16 protein-coding genes are annotated in these 16,967 nt (G+C 46.5%); 12 read left to right on the top strand and 4 right to left on the bottom strand.

The features are described 5' to 3' along the window. Positions 1-8 precede the first annotated feature (8 nt). From gshA to DRW07_RS03035, 3 genes are all read left to right on the top strand, one after another. Positions 9-1,607, top strand: coding sequence for a glutamate--cysteine ligase (gshA, locus tag DRW07_RS03025; RefSeq protein ID WP_124026398.1), 1,599 nt, complete (start codon positions 9-11; stop codon positions 1,605-1,607). A 92-nt stretch (positions 1,608-1,699) separates the two neighbouring features. Continuing rightward, entirely contained in the window at positions 1,700-2,299 is a 600-nt protein-coding gene (locus tag DRW07_RS03030) for a transglycosylase SLT domain-containing protein (RefSeq protein WP_240630487.1), read from the top strand. Positions 2,300-2,385: 86 nt separating this feature from the next. Next, positions 2,386-2,508 carry a DUF3149 domain-containing protein gene (locus tag DRW07_RS03035; RefSeq protein WP_124026400.1) on the top strand — a complete coding sequence of 41 codons (123 nt, stop codon included), beginning with the start codon at positions 2,386-2,388 and terminating at the stop codon, positions 2,506-2,508. Positions 2,509-2,512: 4 nt separating this feature from the next. Here DRW07_RS03035 and smrB read toward each other — a convergent pair whose 3' ends face one another. After that, positions 2,513-3,040, bottom strand: coding sequence for an endonuclease SmrB (gene smrB, locus DRW07_RS03040; protein WP_124026401.1), 528 nt, complete (start codon positions 3,038-3,040; stop codon positions 2,513-2,515). Between the two features lie 88 nt (positions 3,041-3,128). Here smrB and prmB point away from each other — a divergent pair, with 88 nt between their 5' ends. The 4 genes from prmB to DRW07_RS03060 all read left to right on the top strand — a co-directional run bounded on the left by prmB (position 3,129) and on the right by DRW07_RS03060 (position 7,503). Then, positions 3,129-4,058 carry a 50S ribosomal protein L3 N(5)-glutamine methyltransferase gene (gene prmB, locus DRW07_RS03045; protein ID WP_124026402.1) on the top strand — a complete coding sequence of 310 codons (930 nt, stop codon included), beginning with the start codon at positions 3,129-3,131 and terminating at the stop codon, positions 4,056-4,058. A gap of 13 nt (positions 4,059-4,071) precedes the next feature. After that, positions 4,072-5,178, top strand: a complete 1,107-nt coding sequence (gene aroC, locus DRW07_RS03050) for a chorismate synthase (protein WP_124026403.1) — start codon at positions 4,072-4,074, stop codon at positions 5,176-5,178. Position 5,179: 1 nt separating this feature from the next. Beyond that, positions 5,180-6,346 (top strand): MFS transporter, encoded by a 1,167-nt coding sequence (locus DRW07_RS03055; RefSeq protein WP_240630488.1) that lies wholly within the window; start codon positions 5,180-5,182, stop codon positions 6,344-6,346. 71 nt (positions 6,347-6,417) lie between these two features. After that, the gene (locus tag DRW07_RS03060; protein ID WP_124026404.1) at positions 6,418-7,503 is read left to right on the top strand and encodes a methyl-accepting chemotaxis protein; all 1,086 of its coding nucleotides are present in this window, start codon (positions 6,418-6,420) and stop codon (positions 7,501-7,503) included. 101 nt (positions 7,504-7,604) lie between these two features. Here DRW07_RS03060 and dld read toward each other — a convergent pair whose 3' ends face one another. Both dld and arfB read right to left on the bottom strand, forming a co-directional pair. Further along, positions 7,605-9,302 (bottom strand): D-lactate dehydrogenase, encoded by a 1,698-nt coding sequence (gene dld, locus DRW07_RS03065; protein ID WP_124026405.1) that lies wholly within the window; start codon positions 9,300-9,302, stop codon positions 7,605-7,607. 78 nt (positions 9,303-9,380) lie between these two features. Next, entirely contained in the window at positions 9,381-9,791 is a 411-nt protein-coding gene (arfB, locus tag DRW07_RS03070; protein ID WP_124026406.1) for an alternative ribosome rescue aminoacyl-tRNA hydrolase ArfB, read from the bottom strand. A gap of 156 nt (positions 9,792-9,947) precedes the next feature. Between arfB and DRW07_RS03075 the strand changes: the two genes are divergently transcribed. Together DRW07_RS03075 and DRW07_RS03080 are read left to right on the top strand one after the other, a co-directional pair. Further along, positions 9,948-10,814 carry a hypothetical protein gene (locus DRW07_RS03075; RefSeq protein ID WP_165870378.1) on the top strand — a complete coding sequence of 289 codons (867 nt, stop codon included), beginning with the start codon at positions 9,948-9,950 and terminating at the stop codon, positions 10,812-10,814. Between the two features lie 18 nt (positions 10,815-10,832). Next, complete coding sequence (locus DRW07_RS03080; protein WP_124026408.1) at positions 10,833-11,186, top strand: DUF4870 domain-containing protein; 354 nt, start codon at positions 10,833-10,835, stop codon at positions 11,184-11,186. 20 nt (positions 11,187-11,206) lie between these two features. On the opposite strand, the gene DRW07_RS18240 is transcribed toward DRW07_RS03080, so the two are convergent. Continuing rightward, entirely contained in the window at positions 11,207-11,347 is a 141-nt protein-coding gene (locus tag DRW07_RS18240) for a hypothetical protein (RefSeq protein ID WP_165870379.1), read from the bottom strand. A 198-nt stretch (positions 11,348-11,545) separates the two neighbouring features. Between DRW07_RS18240 and DRW07_RS03085 the strand changes: the two genes are divergently transcribed. The 3 genes from DRW07_RS03085 to DRW07_RS03095 all read left to right on the top strand — a co-directional run bounded on the left by DRW07_RS03085 (position 11,546) and on the right by DRW07_RS03095 (position 16,938). Next, complete coding sequence (locus DRW07_RS03085; protein WP_165870380.1) at positions 11,546-12,310, top strand: glycosyltransferase family 25 protein; 765 nt, start codon at positions 11,546-11,548, stop codon at positions 12,308-12,310. Between the two features lie 152 nt (positions 12,311-12,462). Continuing rightward, on the top strand, positions 12,463-13,755 hold the full coding sequence (locus DRW07_RS03090) for an NAD(P)/FAD-dependent oxidoreductase (RefSeq protein WP_124026410.1): 1,293 nt from the start codon (positions 12,463-12,465) through the stop codon (positions 13,753-13,755). Positions 13,756-14,016: 261 nt separating this feature from the next. Continuing rightward, positions 14,017-16,938 (top strand): carboxypeptidase regulatory-like domain-containing protein, encoded by a 2,922-nt coding sequence (locus tag DRW07_RS03095; protein ID WP_165870381.1) that lies wholly within the window; start codon positions 14,017-14,019, stop codon positions 16,936-16,938. Positions 16,939-16,967: the final 29 nt, after the last annotated feature.

Genomic DNA, 16,967 nt, shown 5'->3' on the forward strand with positions numbered 1-16,967 from the left:
ACATCATTTTGACAAAACCAAATGCAACATTCCAAGAACGACTTGAACGCTTAATTGCACATCAGCCATACCAGGCGTTAAAGGAAATAAAGCACGGGGTCGAACGAGAGGCCCTGCGCATTAATCAAAATGGCTCCCTCGCGTTAACAGGCCACCCTGAAAAGCTCGGCTCGGCACTAGAACACGAATATATCACTACTGACTTTTCAGAGTCTTTGCTTGAGTTTATTACGCCACCTGAGAGCAACACTGATAAAACGTTAGAGCAGCTTGCAGATATCCATAAGTTTGTTAATGAAAATATCGGTGATGAGCGTTTATGGCCGCTGAGCATGCCGTGCTACATTGACGACGAAAACAGTATTCCGCTGGCATTTTATGGTGAGTCGAACATTGCCAAAATGAAGCGTGTGTATCGCGTTGGCTTAAAAAATCGTTACGGCAGTATGATGCAGGTGATTTCCGGTGTGCACTTTAACTTCTCATTGCCAGATACTTTTTGGGCTATTTGGGGGGAGGTGACTGGTCAGCCGGTCGATCAGGATATGGTCTCAGCACAGTATTTTTCGTTACTTAGAAATTACCGTCGATATAGCTGGCTTATCCCATACTTGTATGGGGCTTCACCGGCTATTTGTGGATCTTTCATCAAGGATAAGCCCCATAACTTGCCCTTTGAAAAAGTAGGGGTCGGGTCTTATTACTTGCCCCATGCAACATCGCTCAGGCTCAGTGATTTGGGGTATACCAACAAAGAGCAGGCCAAATTACAGATTTGCTATAACGAGCTGGACAACTATGTAGCCCTGCTTCGTGAAGCCATGTTAACCAAGTCAGAGCGCTTTTCGCAGTTTGCGTCTGGAGAGGAAGGGAACTGGCAACAATTGAGCCCTAATATTCTGCAAATTGAAAATGAGCTGTATTCCTCTATTCGGCCTAAACAGCCAACGCAATCCATGGAAAAACCTACTGATGCGTTGGTGCGCCGTGGCGTTAATTACATCGAGGTGCGAGCACTGGACGTCAACCCGTACTCACCCGTTGGAATAAATAAAACGCAGTTTGCTTTCCTCGATGTATTTTTACTGACCTGTTTGATTAAACCCAGCATGAAACTGGATTCAGCAGGTGTTCAGGAAACACAGGCTAACTTCAAATCAGTGGTATTAGAAGGGCGTCGACCTGGTCTCATCCTGCAAAAAGACGGGCAAAGCTTTGCGATGCAGGTGTGGGCAGAGCAGCTGTTTGAGGAGTTCAGACAAACAGCTTCACTACTGGACACCGCCAATGATACCCGCAGATATACAGAAGCAGTGGACGAGGAGTGGGATAAAGTGCTTGATCCAAGCAAAACCTTCTCTGGACGCTGGTTGAGTAATTTGTTGGCGCACAACAAGGATAATGGTGAACTTGGACTGGATCTGGCAGAGCAATATCGTGCCCAACTAAGGGATCATAACTACGTGCACCTTAACAGTGACATGTTCAAGCAACAGGCTGCCGCATCATTGCAGTCGCAAAGAGAAAAAGAACAGATAGAGGACGTGCCCTTTGATGATTTTATTAAGCAGTATTTTGCTGAAGCGCCGGCAAAAAAAAATGCCTGACTACCACAATCAGGCATTGAAATGTTCCAGGGAAACACACATTTTGCTAGAACTATAAAGTCAGACCGATGATTTGCCGAAAGTTCATCCTGATGCTGCTCATCGTACCAGTTGTTTTGGCGGGCTGTGCCACTGCGCCCCCTAAAAATGTGAGTAACCTTTGTGACATTTTTTACGAAAAGGATGATTGGTATGATGCGGCGGCAGATGCTCGGGACAAATGGGGGGTACCTATTCACGTGCCTATGGCCATGATGTACCAGGAAAGCAGTTTCCGCCATGACGCTAAACCGCCTAAAAAGCGCATTTTTTTCGGGCTTATCCCCTGGGGACGTGTGTCGTCGGCATACGGCTACTCGCAAGCCAAAACGCCCACGTGGCAAGACTACATTCGCGAGACCGGTAACCGCGGCGCTGATCGAGATGATTTCGACGATGCCATCGATTTTATGGGCTGGTTTATTTACAAAACGCACACGGTTAATCGTATCTCTAAATGGGATGCCTATGCTCAGTATTTGAATTACCACGAGGGCTGGGGTGGTTACCGTCGGGCTACATACAACAATAAGGCGTGGCTGAAAAAGGTTGCCCAGCGAGTCAAAGAGCGTTCTTTGCGTTATGCCACACAACTGAAGCGTTGTGAGGATGATTTGCAGAAAGGCTGGTTTAGAAAACTTATCGGTTGGTAATTCGCCCTCAGCTTTGATCCACATCAGGATAGCATTTTCATTTCTTCAGTAACCTGTATACAACAGTTTAAAGAAGGAGAAATACCATGTTATCCCTGTTTGCCGATCCTGTTGTGTGGGGCTCTCTACTGGGTATCTTTATTGTGATAGTGATGGGGGCATATTATACCTATATGTTTGTTCACAATAGTGCAGACCCTGAAAAATAACTCTTTATTGTTCTGTTGAATACTCGAGTAATACCAAGAGTGCGCCGTGGCCACCATATTCCAACGGCGCCTGATGGAATGCCCGCACTGCAGGGTGCTGAACCAAATAATTGGGCAGTGCATGTTTGAGCACGCCCCCGCCAATCCCATGCAGGATGTTCACACAAGCAATATGCGCTTTGTTTGCTGCATGTAGCATGGCCAGCAATTCTTGCTTCATTTGCTCGCGTGTCATGCCATGGCAATCCAGTACCCATTGTGGGGCGTATTCGCCTCGGCGAAGCTGTTTGAGCACATATGTGGGTACATCATCACGGCAGTAGCGAAGTGGGCCTGTTTCATCAAAATGTGCCTGATAAACATCAGAAAAAGCAAAGCTGGCAGCGGCCTGTCTGTCGCCCTGCGCATTTTTTTGTCTGAGCTTTGCCTGCGCAGACTTTTTAGCGTTTGCTTTAAAGGTATGCTTGTCTTGTTCTAATGGTGTAACACCCATGACATGCTGTCTGAACACGTCAGCATCGTCTTCACTCATGTATATTTTGCCCTTGATTATTTTGAGATGTAATTACTACTCGCATTGGGTATGATACCCGCTGTTCGTTCACCTGCACACCTCCAAAATGACAGATAAAATCTACCTAGAAGAAGCCATCGACGATCTGCACTCCGTGCTGGACTTTGTTCGTTGGTCAGTCAGTCGCTTTGTCGACGCTGATCTCTATTTTGGTCATGGCACCGATAACCCTTGGGATGAAGCGGTTTCCCTGGTATTTCATGCACTGCATATTCCCCATCAATTGACGCAAATAACAGGTGACAGCTTGTTTAATGCACGTTTGACCCGCAGTGAAAAACACAAGGTGTCGGAATTGGTGCTTAAACGGGTACAGACACGGTTACCGTTGCCTTATATCACCCACCAAGCTTGGTTTGCTGAGCTGCCATTTTATGTCGATGAACGTGTATTAATTCCCCGTTCACCGTTTGCCGAAATGATCACAGAGAAGTTCTCACCCTATCTCGACCATGAGCCTACGCGTATACTTGATATGTGCACTGGCGGTGGATGTATAGCTATTGCACTGGCGCTTACTTATGACGAGGCTATCGTGGACGCTGCTGATATCAGCCAAGACGCACTGGCTGTAGCCGACATGAATATTCAGGAATACGGATTGAGCGACAGGGTTTTTCCATTACAGTCAGATTTATTTGCTGCGCTAAAGGGGCAGGAGTACGACCTTATCGTTGCTAACCCGCCTTATGTGGATGCTGAAGACATGGCAGATTTGCCGGCGGAATTTCAGCATGAACCTGAACTAGCCTTGGCTTCTGGTGAGGATGGACTCGATTTAGTCTCCCAGCTACTCAAGCAGGCTCACTCTCACCTAGCGCCTGATGGCTGGTTATTTGTTGAAGTGGGCAATAGCCTGGTACATATGGAAAATCGGTTTCCTGGGCTTAACATTGAATGGGTCAATTTACAGCAGGGTGGACACGGTATATTCGCCGTTAGTGCGAAAGATTTATTGCATTATTTTGATGAGTAAGGGTTTTTGAAGTATGGCTGGTAACAGTATTGGGCAACTATTTCGTGTCACGACATTCGGAGAAAGTCACGGTATCGCGATCGGCGGTGTGATTGATGGTTGCCCTCCAGGGCTCGCGCTCCATGAGTCTGACATGCAGGGTGATTTAGACAGACGCAAGCCTGGTACATCTCGATACACCACAGCGCGCAGAGAGGGCGACGAAGTGCAAATACTCTCCGGTGTATTTGAGGGCGTCACTACTGGCACCAGTATTGGTCTGGTCATTCAAAATACAGACCAGCGAAGTCAGGATTATTCTAAAATTGCTGATCGTTTCCGTCCAGGACACGCTGATTATACCTATCAACAAAAGTATGGCACCCGAGATTATCGAGGGGGCGGACGGTCTAGTGCCAGAGAAACGGCGATACGAGTGGCCGCAGGCGCCATCGCTAAAAAATACCTGAAGCAAGAATTTGGCATTGAGATAGTGGGCTATTTATCTCAGCTCGGCCCCATTAGCATGGCACTTGAGGCACCTGACAGTATCAATGACAACCCCTTTTTCTGTCCCGAACCTGGCAAATTAGAAGCTTTAGATGCCTACATGCGGGATTTAAAGAAAAGTGGTGACTCCGTGGGCGCGCAGGTTTCTGTTTACGCAACTAATGTTCCCGTAGGCTTGGGAGAGCCTGTGTTTGATCGCCTTGATGCAGACATTGCACATGCCATGATGGGCATCAATGCAGTTAAAGGGGTGGAAATTGGCGATGGATTTGGTGTCATCGAACAACTTGGCAGTGAGCACAGAGATACCCTGACGCCCGACGGATTTGAAACCAATCACTCTGGCGGCGTGTTAGGGGGAATTTCGACCGGTCAGCCTATCACTGTCAACATGGCACTTAAGCCTACATCAAGTATCTCGGTGCCGGGAAAAACGATTACCGTAGAAGGCAAGGAAACTGATATTGTCACTAAAGGTCGCCACGACCCCTGTGTCGGCATAAGGGCAGTACCCATCGCTGAAGCTATGCTGGCCATTGTACTTATGGATCATTGTTTGCGTCACCGAGCACAAAATGCACAGGTGCAGTCACCAACACCCACTATTCCTGGTCAGGTAGGACAGTCTTAACGTGGCAGGCATACTGCCACGTATTTCCCGACCTTTGATAATCTTATCGCTAACCTATTTATTGTATTTTGGTCAGTTAGGCATTCTGACGCCGTATCTTGGTATTTTTCTCGATGGCCGTGGCTTTAGTTCGGCGGATATCGGTACGCTGTTTGCGCTGATCACGCTTACCCGTATTATTGGCCCCAGTTTATGGGCAGGGGTCGCGGATAAACATGGCAACCCACTTCAGGTCATGCAATTAGGCAGTTTGCTGACCGTGGTGCTGTTTGCTGGCGTGTTTTTTGTGCAGGGATTTTGGTGGCTTACCCTGGTGTTTGCACTGATGATGATGTTCTGGACTGCTGTTCTACCGCAATTAGAAGTCATTACATTGCAGCATCTTAAGCCCACATCGGTGTCCTATGGCAAAATCCGCCTTTGGGGCAGTGTCGGTTTTATTGTATTTGCCGTCATCGTCGGTCAAAGTATTGATGTTTTTGGTAGTGAAACGCCTATCTACGTGAGTACGGCTGTCTTAGCCTTGTTGTTTATTGCAACCTTGTACATAACACCTGTCGACACGCCACAGCAGCATGATGACGTGTCAGGTTCCTGGACGCTAGCACTTAAAAAGCCGTTTGTTGTTTTCATTGTTTCTTCACTGCTTCTGCAAATGAGCTTTGGCACTTTTTATGGCTTTTTTGCCCTGTATATGCGGGATCTCGGATACGATGGCACGCAAACAGGGCTACTGATTGCACTGGGCGTACTGGCAGAAGTGGGTATTTTCCTGGTCGCCTCTAGGATAATAATTCGTTTTGGTGTCAGACTCACACTCTTTATCAGTTTAGCGCTCACTGCTATCAGGTGGTGGGCACTGGGCTTTGCAGGAGAACTCTGGCTGGTAGTTATCGTCACTCAGTTGCTTCATGCTTTGAGTTTTGGCCTGACTCACGCTACCTCGGTCCATTTCATTCATCACTTTTTCCCGCATAAGTTTCAATCGCGCGGGCAAGCCATTTATATCAGTCTTACTTTTGGTATCGGCGGAGCTGTGGGTCATTTTCTTTCTGGCCAGCTCTGGCAAGATGGAGCTGGAGCCGAACTAGCCTTTGGCATGGCAGGGGCATTCGCAATGGCAGGCGCGTTATTGCTGTTCCTTGCGCCCAAAAAGGCATTTGGTTAAATCGGTGTTGCCTTATTCATTATAATTCCGCTAAGCTGATTTTTCAGCATGCAGTCTAAGAACAGGTGATTATGTTTGTTTTTTCCGCCAAATACGAAGAAGAAAAACAAAAAAACGACGCGTTAAATGCCAAAATTGCGCAACTAGAGCAGGACAACGCACAGCTAGAGCAGGAAAATAAAGCGCTACAGCAATCGTTGTCTGAAAGTACTGATAGCGGCACGAATGAGTCACAACTTGTGCGCTGTTTGGTAGAGTCGATGTCACAGGTTGAGGGCATCCGCCAGACCGTCTTTGAATCTTTCCAGCTTATCGAAGAAGAAGCCCGGTCAGTCGCAAAAATGAATGAGTTGTTTACTGTTTCCACTGAATCTCTTGAGCGCATTGTGGGATCCATGAATAACATGGGGGCAAAGATGTCTGGTATGTCGTCGAGTATAAACGGCTTGTCAGAGAAGGCTGACAGTATTAACAAGTTCGTGTCGACGATTACCAACATCTCCGATCAAACCAACTTGCTTGCACTCAATGCTGCTATCGAGGCCGCGCGTGCCGGTGATGCGGGTAGGGGGTTCAGTGTGGTTGCTGACGAGGTGCGTTCTCTGGCTACTGAGACAAATAAATCCGCCAGTGAGGTGGCTGACCTAGTGAATACCATCATAGATTCAACAAAAGGTGCAGTAAGCTCGGTGGATGAGATTAAAGGGAATAACGATCTGCTATCTGAAGGAGTCAACCAGCTTAATGCGCATTATGGGGGGATTATCGAGCGATGTGAGGCGATGAAGCTGACCATAGATGCCTCGTCACACCGGTCGTTTATTCAAACCGTCAAGCTTGACCATATCGTGTGGAAAGGCGACGTTTACGCTGTTCTAATGGGGAAAAGTGCCAAGCGCATTGAAGATTTTGCAGACCACACCATGTGCAGACTGGGGAAATGGTATCAGCAAGATGGTAAAACGAAATTCGCAGGAAATAGTGCTTTTAGAGAACTGGACGGTCCGCACGCAAAAGTCCACAAATACGGTGTGGATGCCATGCGCGCGTTTCAGCAAGGCGACCAGGAAACAGGCATTGCACACCTGCTCGAAATGGAGCAGGCCAGTGAGCGTGTGATGGCGATACTTGACCAGCTGACTGAACTGGCAACCTAGCTAGCGGCCTGTGTAGGTTTTCTGACAGATGCAAACCCTGCTCCTGTCGGCACGTTAGTGAGCGCAATTTCTAAACCAATAGATCCATCATCTAAGGAGTCTCAGCAACAACTGCAATTGCGTTTGTGTTTATCCATTTTACCCACACCGGGATTAAAACGGTTGGTCGGGTCTAGCGAACGATAAAACGCTTTTACCTGAGGCTCTGCATCATACAGGTGCCCCACGTTATGTTCAGCGGGGTACTTAGCCCCTCTGGCGTCAAGCAACGCCAGTATTTCGGCTTTCACGTGGTCGGGATTAACGCCTTTTTTGATAATGTAATCTTGATGAAAGACATGGCAGAAAAAGTGGCCGTAATACAGGCGTTTTTCAATTTTTTCGTGTAATTCTGGCGGTAATGTTTCTACCCAGTGTTGCGTATTTCGGGGCAAGGCGATATCCAGGGCAAGAATATCTCCCACGTGCTGCTCATGTATAATTTGATAACGCATAGCGGCACCTGCCGCTGCGAACCTGTGCAGATAAGCACTACTGGCCTCGCGTTCAGAGCATTCAAAATATTCACCTTTTTCTGCATCGGCAAAAAAAGCAGGCAAAAATGCGTCGGCTTCTTCGATACCGGCATCACTCATTTTTACAATAAGGTGGTGCTCATACTTGCGTTCAAATTCACGTAACCGTTCGGGCAAGTGCTCAGGGAAGAGTTTGGCCCCAAATTGCATGACTTTATCCGTTAGATAATTCGGCAGCCAGGGCGTTCGCTGACAAAATGCATCAATTTTTCCCTTTGCCGCAAACAGCTTTGGCAAACTGTCTGTGCCTAGCTTAGCCACACTCAAAAAGGTGTCTTTGCCGTATTGGTGGGAGATATTAAAAATGTCCCTGTGCATGTATTCACCGACTTCAGGCAGGTGGGTGAAGTTTGATAAAATATGCCGCCTCAGGGTGTTGAGTGTGCCAGCCTTGTTGGTGCCAATATAATACGTTTTGACTTTTTCTGGTTGTTCAAAGGTGTCTAATCTAACGGCAAATACAGCCAGTTTTCCAGCACACCCACTTGCCTCGAAAAGTCTGGATGTATCGGCGTTAAAACGCGCGGGAATCGGAGACTCGATGTCTCTGATGATATCAACATAATCGGTAGCTGATGCTTTTTCTGTGTGAGGTGTAATGCTTTTATCAAACGACCCGTCTTCTAGGTTTTGCAGTATGGCTTCAGGCGAGTCACCTAACTCGATACCCAAGTGATTAACCAGTTGCAGCTCGCCATTTTCATCTACTTTTGCATAGAGTGACAACTCAGTATACGCCGGACCGCGTTTGACCAAGGCACCGCCGGAATTATTGGCGATCCCCCCGACAATGGATGCACCAAGACAAGATGAGCCAATCACAGAGTGTGGCGCGCGCTCGTATCCAGCCAGCGTTTTTTCTAGTTTGTGTAAGGTTGCTCCAGGCAAGCTCACCACTTGCTCGCCTTCTCCCAAAATATGTAAACCGTCCATGGCAAGTGTATTGATCACTACGATATCGCGATCATACCCATGACTGGCTGGCGTAGATCCCTCCGTTAACCCAGTGTTAGCAGCTTGCATAATGATAATGCAGTCAGCCTCCACACACGCTTGCAAGACACGCCAGTACTGCAAAAGTGATTGTGGAAAAACGACAGCCAGTGCATCGCCTTGCCCAGAGCGCCAGCCCTTTACATAATGAGATTTATCCTGAGCGTGAACCGCAACGTTCTGCTCTCCCAACAGGCTAATTAGTGCATCAATAAGCGAATTACGGCTCAAGACTACCGCTCCTTAAACGTGAAAAGTAGATGCCAAAATAGAATAATATATTCTCAGGCTGATGTTTTACACTAATAACTAATCAAATTTGACTTTTTTTCTCAGGCTTTTTTTGTCACCGCGTTTCTTTTTGTCATCAACGCGCCTGCGCTTAGCGGCCCGGCTCGGTGACGTCGCTTTTCGTACCTTTTGCTGCTGGCCAGCGACAGAAATTATGTCAATAAGCCTGTGGAACGCCGCCTGACGATTCATCTCTTGTGTGCGATTAGATTGAGATTTAATGATTAATATGCCGTCTGCTGTGATTCGGCTGTCGTTAGCATCAAGCAATTTCTTTTTCACGTAATCAGGCAATGCTGATGCACGAATGTCAAAACGCAAGTGAATTGCAGATGACACCTTGTTGACATTTTGTCCGCCAGCCCCTTGGGCGCGTATGGCGCTAATGTCGATATAGGGGAGTAGTTGATCAAGGTTCGGCTGATACATACTTTAACCTGAGAGTAACAAAGAGATTTACCTTGTGATAAGTCACTATACCAAGCCTGACTGTGAAAGACATGGTCTAACCACAAAGCACAAGCGAAAACTGCATTTATGGTGTAGCCTGTTCATCTGCATAACAACTTCCGTTTAATGGATGCTATGAAACGATTCTTTGTTTGCCTTGTATACTGGGTGTCTATTCAGACAATGGCACAGCAAACCCAAAATATTTGGCTCATTGATGTGTCGAAAGCGCAGGGTGATGCCATATTAGCCAGCGTAAAAGTGAGCGACAATGCCTCATATTCGAATCAGCCACATTTTGTAGACGGCAAAAATATTCTTTTATATACCCAGTCGTTCACCCAAGGTGAAGCTGACCAAACCGATGCGATGGCCTATGACATTGAGGCAGGCAACACCGTAAATTTAACGCAATCAGCGACGTCTGAGTATTCTCCCACTCCTTACAAGGACGGCTTTAGTACCATTTTGGTTGATTCTGCGGGGAAGCAATGGTTATGGGCTTTTGATGAAAAAGGTGAATCCATTGGCAAATTGAGTCACGCAGAACCCGTTGGGTATCATGTATGGCTAAATGACACCGAGGCACTCGCCTTTATTTTAGGTCAGCCGCATACGTTACAACGCCTCAATTTAGGCGGCTCTGACACAGTAATTGATGAAAATATTGGTGCGAGTCTATGGGCCGTACCGCAGTCAGACAAATTTAGCTATTCGAAACAAGATCAGGGGCAAACGTTGCTAATGGCTTTTAGCCCAGAAACGGGTGATAAAACTCAACTTACGGTGATGCCTGCTGAAACCGTTTATTATGCTTGGTTACCTGACGGCAGTGCAGTGGCAGGAAAAGGCAGCAGTGTGTTGCGTTGGTCACCAAATAGTGCGCAAAAAGAGTGGCAAATCTGGCTAGACTTATCAGAACAGTGTGGTGAGATAAGCCGATTGCATACGAGAGACTTGGACGACAGGATTCAAGTCGCCGTTGTTTGTACTGATATTTAATACGAAGAAGGAAAAAAAATGGACAACAGACCATGGGGTATGGAACAAGGCACTTTTTTAACACTTATGCATTTAAGTCAACTGGCAGGGTATCTTATCCCCTACGCTGGGTTAGCGTTACCGGTTATCATGTGGGCAACCAATAAAGACGACTCTGAATTGATTGATCGTCACGGTAAAGTGATCCTGAACTGGATGATAACCATGATCATCGCGTCCGTGGTGTGTTACATCTTAATGTTCGTGCTGATTGGTTTTTTAGGCTTTGCTATTCTTGCTGTGGTCAATTTGGTGTTTGTTATTGTGGGTGCAGTAAAAGCCAGCCAGGGTGAACTCTGGACTTATCCTTTTAGTCTCAAAATAATAAAATAAGGCCCTCGTTAGGGCCGCGTTCACTCTGATTCATGCTGCTCAAGCAGTTGTTCGCGAGCCAGTGCAAGCGCTTCGATAGCACTCGCTCGTGCTGCAATCATGTCTAGGTGCTCAGTGTTGTGTGTGTCACCCATCTCTAAAAAATATCTTTCCAAGTCCATATAAGGTCATATCGGTTGATTATTTGTAGAGTTATTATACGTGGTTTGACCAGTTCGGGATCGGATAATAGATCTTAACCTGCTTGTTTTTGAACCAATTGGAAAGAAATTGTGCATAGCCGGCACTATTGCTGTTGCACTCAGCCACGAGGCTTTTTATCCTTTAAGCATCATAAAAACGAAAAAAGCATGCCGCCCATGCAGTCTTCAGCACTGAATATACTCAATCAACATTTCGACCATATTTACGTTTTGACACTAAAACAGGCTGAAGCCAGGCAGCATAATATCCGTCGTATTCTCAACGGTTGTAATTGGTCTTTTTTTTACGGGTGTGACAAGCACAACCTGGATCCCGAAAACCTCGAAGCGAAAGGGCTTTATGATGATATAAAGCATAAGGCTACCAAGCGCACAAGCCGTTCTATGAAACTCGGTGAAGTGGCGTGCTCAATTTCTCATAAAATGATGTATCAGGACATGTTGGATAACGGGTATGAGCATGTGCTTATCCTCGAAGATGACGTGTTGCCCTTGCCTGAGAGAATAATGTGTTTAACGCAAGAACTGGAACAGCTGCCGAACGACTGGGAAGTACTTATGCTGGGTTATTATGGAGCAAAGCTGCCGCAGTTAAAATATCGTATCCAGCAGAATGTCTATAGGCTGTTTCGCACCCTTAAGCTATTTAATTGGCATCATGTTTCAAAAGCGTGGATTGACAACATATGCATGCAACCTGTTTCTGAATCCTGGTACGAAATCGGTAAGGTTTTAGGTACCCATGCCTATGCCATTAATCGCAGTGCGGCACAAAAGTTTTTGGATTATCAAAGCCCGGTTATTTTGCAGGCCGACAGAATATTTAATTATTATAAAGCAGCACATCCATTAAAAGCTTATGCACCCAAGCAGGTCTACTTTACGTTGTCTGAGCTCAGTCAGGAGTCCTTTATTCAGTAGCCGCATTGAGCTATTCAAGGTAGAATAAAGGCATGTCAATTATGCAGTGACGCCTGTGTTACCTCGCACGTTTTATTTGTTTTTTTCTCTTCTACTTTCTCCGGCTCGCTGCAAGCCTGCACCCGCATTTTTAACTACATATTGGACCTGTAATGAAAAACATCGTAATCGTAGGTGGAGGTGCTGGCGGCCTTGAGTTAGTCACAACACTGACAAAAACCCTCGGAAAAAAGGGGCGAGCTAATATTATTCTGGTGGATAAGAGCCGCACTCATGTGTGGAAACCACTTCTGCATGAAGTGGCTGCGGGTGTTATCAACAAGAGCAGTGATGGCGTTGATTACCCGATACATGCTGCGCGTTGTGGTTACCAGTTTCAACTTGGCACACTGACTAGCGTTGAACCGACCAGTAAGACTATTCATCTCGCGGAAGTGATGGATGATGAGGGTGAGGTGTTACTACCTGCTCGGACGTTGTCTTATGATATTTTGGTGCTCGCCTTTGGTAGCGTTAGCAACGATTTTGGTACACCTGGTGTGCAAGAACATTGTTATTTACTTGACTCTTTGGTTCAGGCTGAGCGGTTTCACAAAGCACTGTTGAATCAGTTGCTGAAAATCAATCAGATGCCTGAAAGCCGCAGTGCTCTAAACGTCGCCATTGTCGGCGGCGGAGCCACAGGTACTGAGCTGGCCGCGCAGCTGCACCATATTGCAAATCTGGCGCGCCATTACGGTATGCCAGAGATGTCCGCAAAACGCCTGCGGTTGTCTATCATTGAAGCGGGGCCGAGAATTTTGCCGGCGTTACCAGAACGTATCAGCAATTCGGCCCGTCGTGCACTGCATAAACTCGGCATAGATGTACTGGAAAATACGCGTGTCGCTGAAGCGACCGATAAGGGATTTATCACCAGTGATGGTAATCGCATTGAGGCCGATCTTATGGTGTGGGCTGCTGGTGTTAAAGCACCTGACTTCGTACAGCAGTGGGGCGTTTTTGAAATCAATCGCGCGCAACAAATCATCGTGAATCCTCACCTGCAAACATTGCTGACCGACGATATTTACGTGATTGGCGATGCATGCGGTTTTCAGCAGAATGATGGCTCTTGGGTACCGCCTCGCGCGCAATCTGCCCATCAAATGGCCAGTACCGCAGCGAAAAACATCCGCAATCAGCTATTAGGCAAGCCCCTAGAGCGATATCGTTACTTAGATTACGGTTCACTCGTGCATTTGAGTAAATACAGCACAGTAGGCAGCTTAATGGGGAAGCTGACGAACAGTGCCATGTTTATTGAAGGTAAGCTGGCCCGGTTTGTTTATGTGTCGCTTTACAATATGCATCAGTTTGCAGTGCATGGCTGGCTGAAAGGTACATTGGTACTGTTGGGCAGAAAGGTAGGCAATATAGTAGGCCCTAAACTGAAGCTCCACTGAGCCCCAAAAAGGGCTCAGTACCCGCATATTTTTCTATTTGAATTGTTATTAGAATATAAAATTCTTTACAAGAATTTACATTGTGGTAGTTTATTTTTTGGGGTGATAATTTATTTGTACTCAAAATGCCTCTAATTCGAACTACTCAACAAGGTAACAGCAATGACATCTAGGAAAAACATAGGAACTCGTGGCTTAACATGGAGGTGGAGCCTTTATATAGGATTGCTGCTAACAGGCCTTCTATTTGGAATGAAGGCGATGGCACAACAAGTGGGTGAAATCGTAGGTAAGGTTACTGGGGCAAATGGTGCTCCACTTGCAGGTGTAACTGTAGAAGCTAAGGGTGATGTGTTACCGAAAGCACGTGTAGCGACATCACGGGAGAATGGTAGTTTTAGGCTACAGTTATTACCCCCCGGTAATTATGAGGTGACATTTACCTCTACTAATGGTGTAAGTCAGACATTTGCTACGTCTGTTCTTCTCGATCAGAGAACGCCACTTAATGTGCAGTTGGGTGCTTCAGATGTAGAAAAGGTTGTGGTTTACGGCGAAGCGTTAACGACAGCAACCAATGCAGCGTTAGGTAATTCATTGAATGCCGAAGCATTGAATTTACTTCCTACCGCAGTTGAATACAGTTCACTCATTCGATTAATGCCTGGGGTTCAGGTAACGTCTGATAGCGTTCGTGGTCCTAGTGCGGGTGCCAGTGGTCAGGATAATGGCTATAAGTTTGACGGTGCAAACCTGTCAGTTCCTTTGTTCGGAATTTTGGCATCATCACCTTCTACGCACGATGTGGCGCATGTTTCAGTAGAACGTGGTGGCGCAAGAGCGGTCGGTTTTAACCGTAATGCTGGTGTTACATTGAATACTGAAAGTAAATCAGGTACCGATGAATTTAAGGGCGACGTAACCTATCGTTTGCAGAAAGGCTCATGGCAAGCAGATGATGAAGACGGCTTGAGTACCGAAGATGATATTGCGTTTATTACAGCGGGCTTCGGTGGTCCTATCATCCCTGAGCAACTTTATTTTTATGGCTCTTACTACACGCGTGATGATTCCAAAGAAAGTGGCACCAACGCACGTGGTCCTTTACCTGATATCACTAACGAGCGTGAAGAATATTTTGGTAAGTTCACCTGGACGCCAACAGAAGATATCCTGGTAAACGCCAGTTATCGTACGTCAGAGGTAACGACAACCAACCAGGGAATTGGTACTAATAACCCTGTTTCTACAGCCTTAAACGGAGTTGACGAGTTTGAAGTGTTTGTGTTTGACGGCTCATGGTTAATCAACGATGATACAACGTTCAACATCTCTTATGCCGATACCAAACAATCAGCAGGTTCGTTTCCTATTAACAACCTTGGCTTTAGTGGTCAGTCGGGCGACTCATTAAATGTTGCTGACTTGCCTTCTCAAGGTTACTTTGTTGTGCCATCTCTTGAAATCAGAACACCTGCAGACGCCGCTGAGCAAGCACTGATTGACGCTTACAACGCAGGTGCACAACCGCTTATCGATGCTTATGGTATCAATGGTGAAGCCCTAGGTGGCGTGGGTGCAAATTCAACAATTAATGACAATGCGTACCTTGGTGAAACGCTTGAAATTTCACTTGAGCACATCATTGAAACTGATAACTTCACCCATGAACTGTACTTTGGCTATCAAGAAGAAGAAGGTTCGGAAGAACTGTTCCGTATTTCTAATGGTTGGGGAACCATCGCCTACTGGGGCGGTATTGACCAAGAAGACGGTAACATCGTTGCACCTACAGGTGACCCTACGCCAATTGGTACGGTTTATCGTGCGACTGTGCAAACTCGTGGTTTTAGCGCTGGCGGCCTAACGGGTCCACTTGTCTCTGCGTCTAAGTCAAAAACGTTTGCGTTCAATGATACTATTTACTGGGATGACTGGATTTTTGATGCGGGCTTCCTTATCAGCCAAGATGAAATACTTGGCCAGGGCCTGCGTCCAGCCAACACCAGTTCGGGTTATGAAGAGGCGCGCGGTGAAACATACGTAATGAAGAAGGTCGATTTTAAAGACACTATTCAGCCGCGTTTTACGGCAACCTGGAACTACAGTGATACTGCGTCAGCATTCGCAAGTTTTGCGCGCTACAATCCTGCGGTTAGTTCACTTGCGCGTGCGGCGAGCTGGGACCGTAACACAGGTGGTAGTACTACTTGGGTATATTTTGATGGAAACGGCAATTTCCTAGATTCACAGACTAACGTTTCTTCAACCGGTAAATTGTTTGTTGACGGCATTAAGCCAAGAACCATGCAAGAATTGATGCTTGGTCACCAAATGGAGTGGAACGATAACTGGACCATCCGCAACCACGTCAGATATCGTCGCACTTGGAATTTCTGGGAAGATACGCCTAACAATTCGCGTATTGTTTATGATGCAGAGAGCTATCAAGGACGCGTAGCAAGCTTTGCTGATACTTATCCAGATCTTGTGGCAGCAGCAAATGCTGGTGATTTTGATTCTCCTGATCCTAAAGAGCTGTATATGCCAGTTAATAACTTAATCGGTGAAGGCAGCTACATCATTGCTCAGCTGGCAGGTGCATTTAATAAGTACTTAGAAGCCAGTGCAGAGATTGACTACAAGTCTGAAAACTTCTTCTCAACTACCTCTATTGTCTGGAGCCATTACTACGGTAACTTTGACCAAGACGGCACAACACGCTTCAATAACGATGCGGGTACGTTTATTGGTTCTTCAAATATCGCAGACAGCTGGTATGGGCAATTATGGGGTAGCTTTACTGAAGGGAACATGCGTGCTGATCGCCGCTGGCAGGTAAAGAGCTTTGGTGCATATCAGCTTCCTTGGAACGCATCACTGGGCTATTTGGCCTATTGGCAGGCCGGTCATACTTGGGCGCATCAATGGGCAAGTACTTTCTACCTTGAGCCTCGTGGTAGCAGAACGACACCGAGCCACTGGCAGTTAGATATTAACTACACGCAAAACTTTGCACTCACTGATGATCTAGATCTGAAACTGCGTGTTGATGTATTTAACTTGTTTGACAAGCAAACGGGTTATAATCCACAACCTCGCTACAACAGTTCAGAGCTAGGTGTTTATCGTAGCCATGAGAACCCACGCAGAATACAAGCGACCGTGTCGCTAGCGTTCTAAGTCGTGCTTTAAACACAACAAAAACCTCG

This window comes from Paralteromonas sediminis (assembly GCF_003820355.1).
Taxonomy (GTDB): domain Bacteria; phylum Pseudomonadota; class Gammaproteobacteria; order Enterobacterales; family Alteromonadaceae; genus Alteromonas_F; species Alteromonas_F sediminis.

Coding starts and splice junctions, on each gene's coding strand:
- DRW07_RS03030 (WP_240630487.1), top strand. CDS start 1,700: ATGCTGCTCATCGTACCAGTTGTTTTGGCGGGCTGTGCCACTGCGCCC.
- DRW07_RS03080 (WP_124026408.1), top strand. CDS start 10,833: ATGGACAACAGACCATGGGGTATGGAACAAGGCACTTTTTTAACACTT.
- prmB (WP_124026402.1), top strand. CDS start 3,129: ATGACAGATAAAATCTACCTAGAAGAAGCCATCGACGATCTGCACTCC.
- DRW07_RS03090 (WP_124026410.1), top strand. CDS start 12,463: ATGAAAAACATCGTAATCGTAGGTGGAGGTGCTGGCGGCCTTGAGTTA.
- DRW07_RS03035 (WP_124026400.1), top strand. CDS start 2,386: ATGTTATCCCTGTTTGCCGATCCTGTTGTGTGGGGCTCTCTACTGGGT.
- DRW07_RS03060 (WP_124026404.1), top strand. CDS start 6,418: ATGTTTGTTTTTTCCGCCAAATACGAAGAAGAAAAACAAAAAAACGAC.
- arfB (WP_124026406.1), bottom strand. CDS start 9,791: ATGTATCAGCCGAACCTTGATCAACTACTCCCCTATATCGACATTAGC.
- DRW07_RS18240 (WP_165870379.1), bottom strand. CDS start 11,347: ATGGACTTGGAAAGATATTTTTTAGAGATGGGTGACACACACAACACT.
- DRW07_RS03075 (WP_165870378.1), top strand. CDS start 9,948: ATGAAACGATTCTTTGTTTGCCTTGTATACTGGGTGTCTATTCAGACA.
- DRW07_RS03095 (WP_165870381.1), top strand. CDS start 14,017: ATGGCACAACAAGTGGGTGAAATCGTAGGTAAGGTTACTGGGGCAAAT.
- aroC (WP_124026403.1), top strand. CDS start 4,072: ATGGCTGGTAACAGTATTGGGCAACTATTTCGTGTCACGACATTCGGA.
- smrB (WP_124026401.1), bottom strand. CDS start 3,040: ATGAGTGAAGACGATGCTGACGTGTTCAGACAGCATGTCATGGGTGTT.
- DRW07_RS03085 (WP_165870380.1), top strand. CDS start 11,546: ATGCAGTCTTCAGCACTGAATATACTCAATCAACATTTCGACCATATT.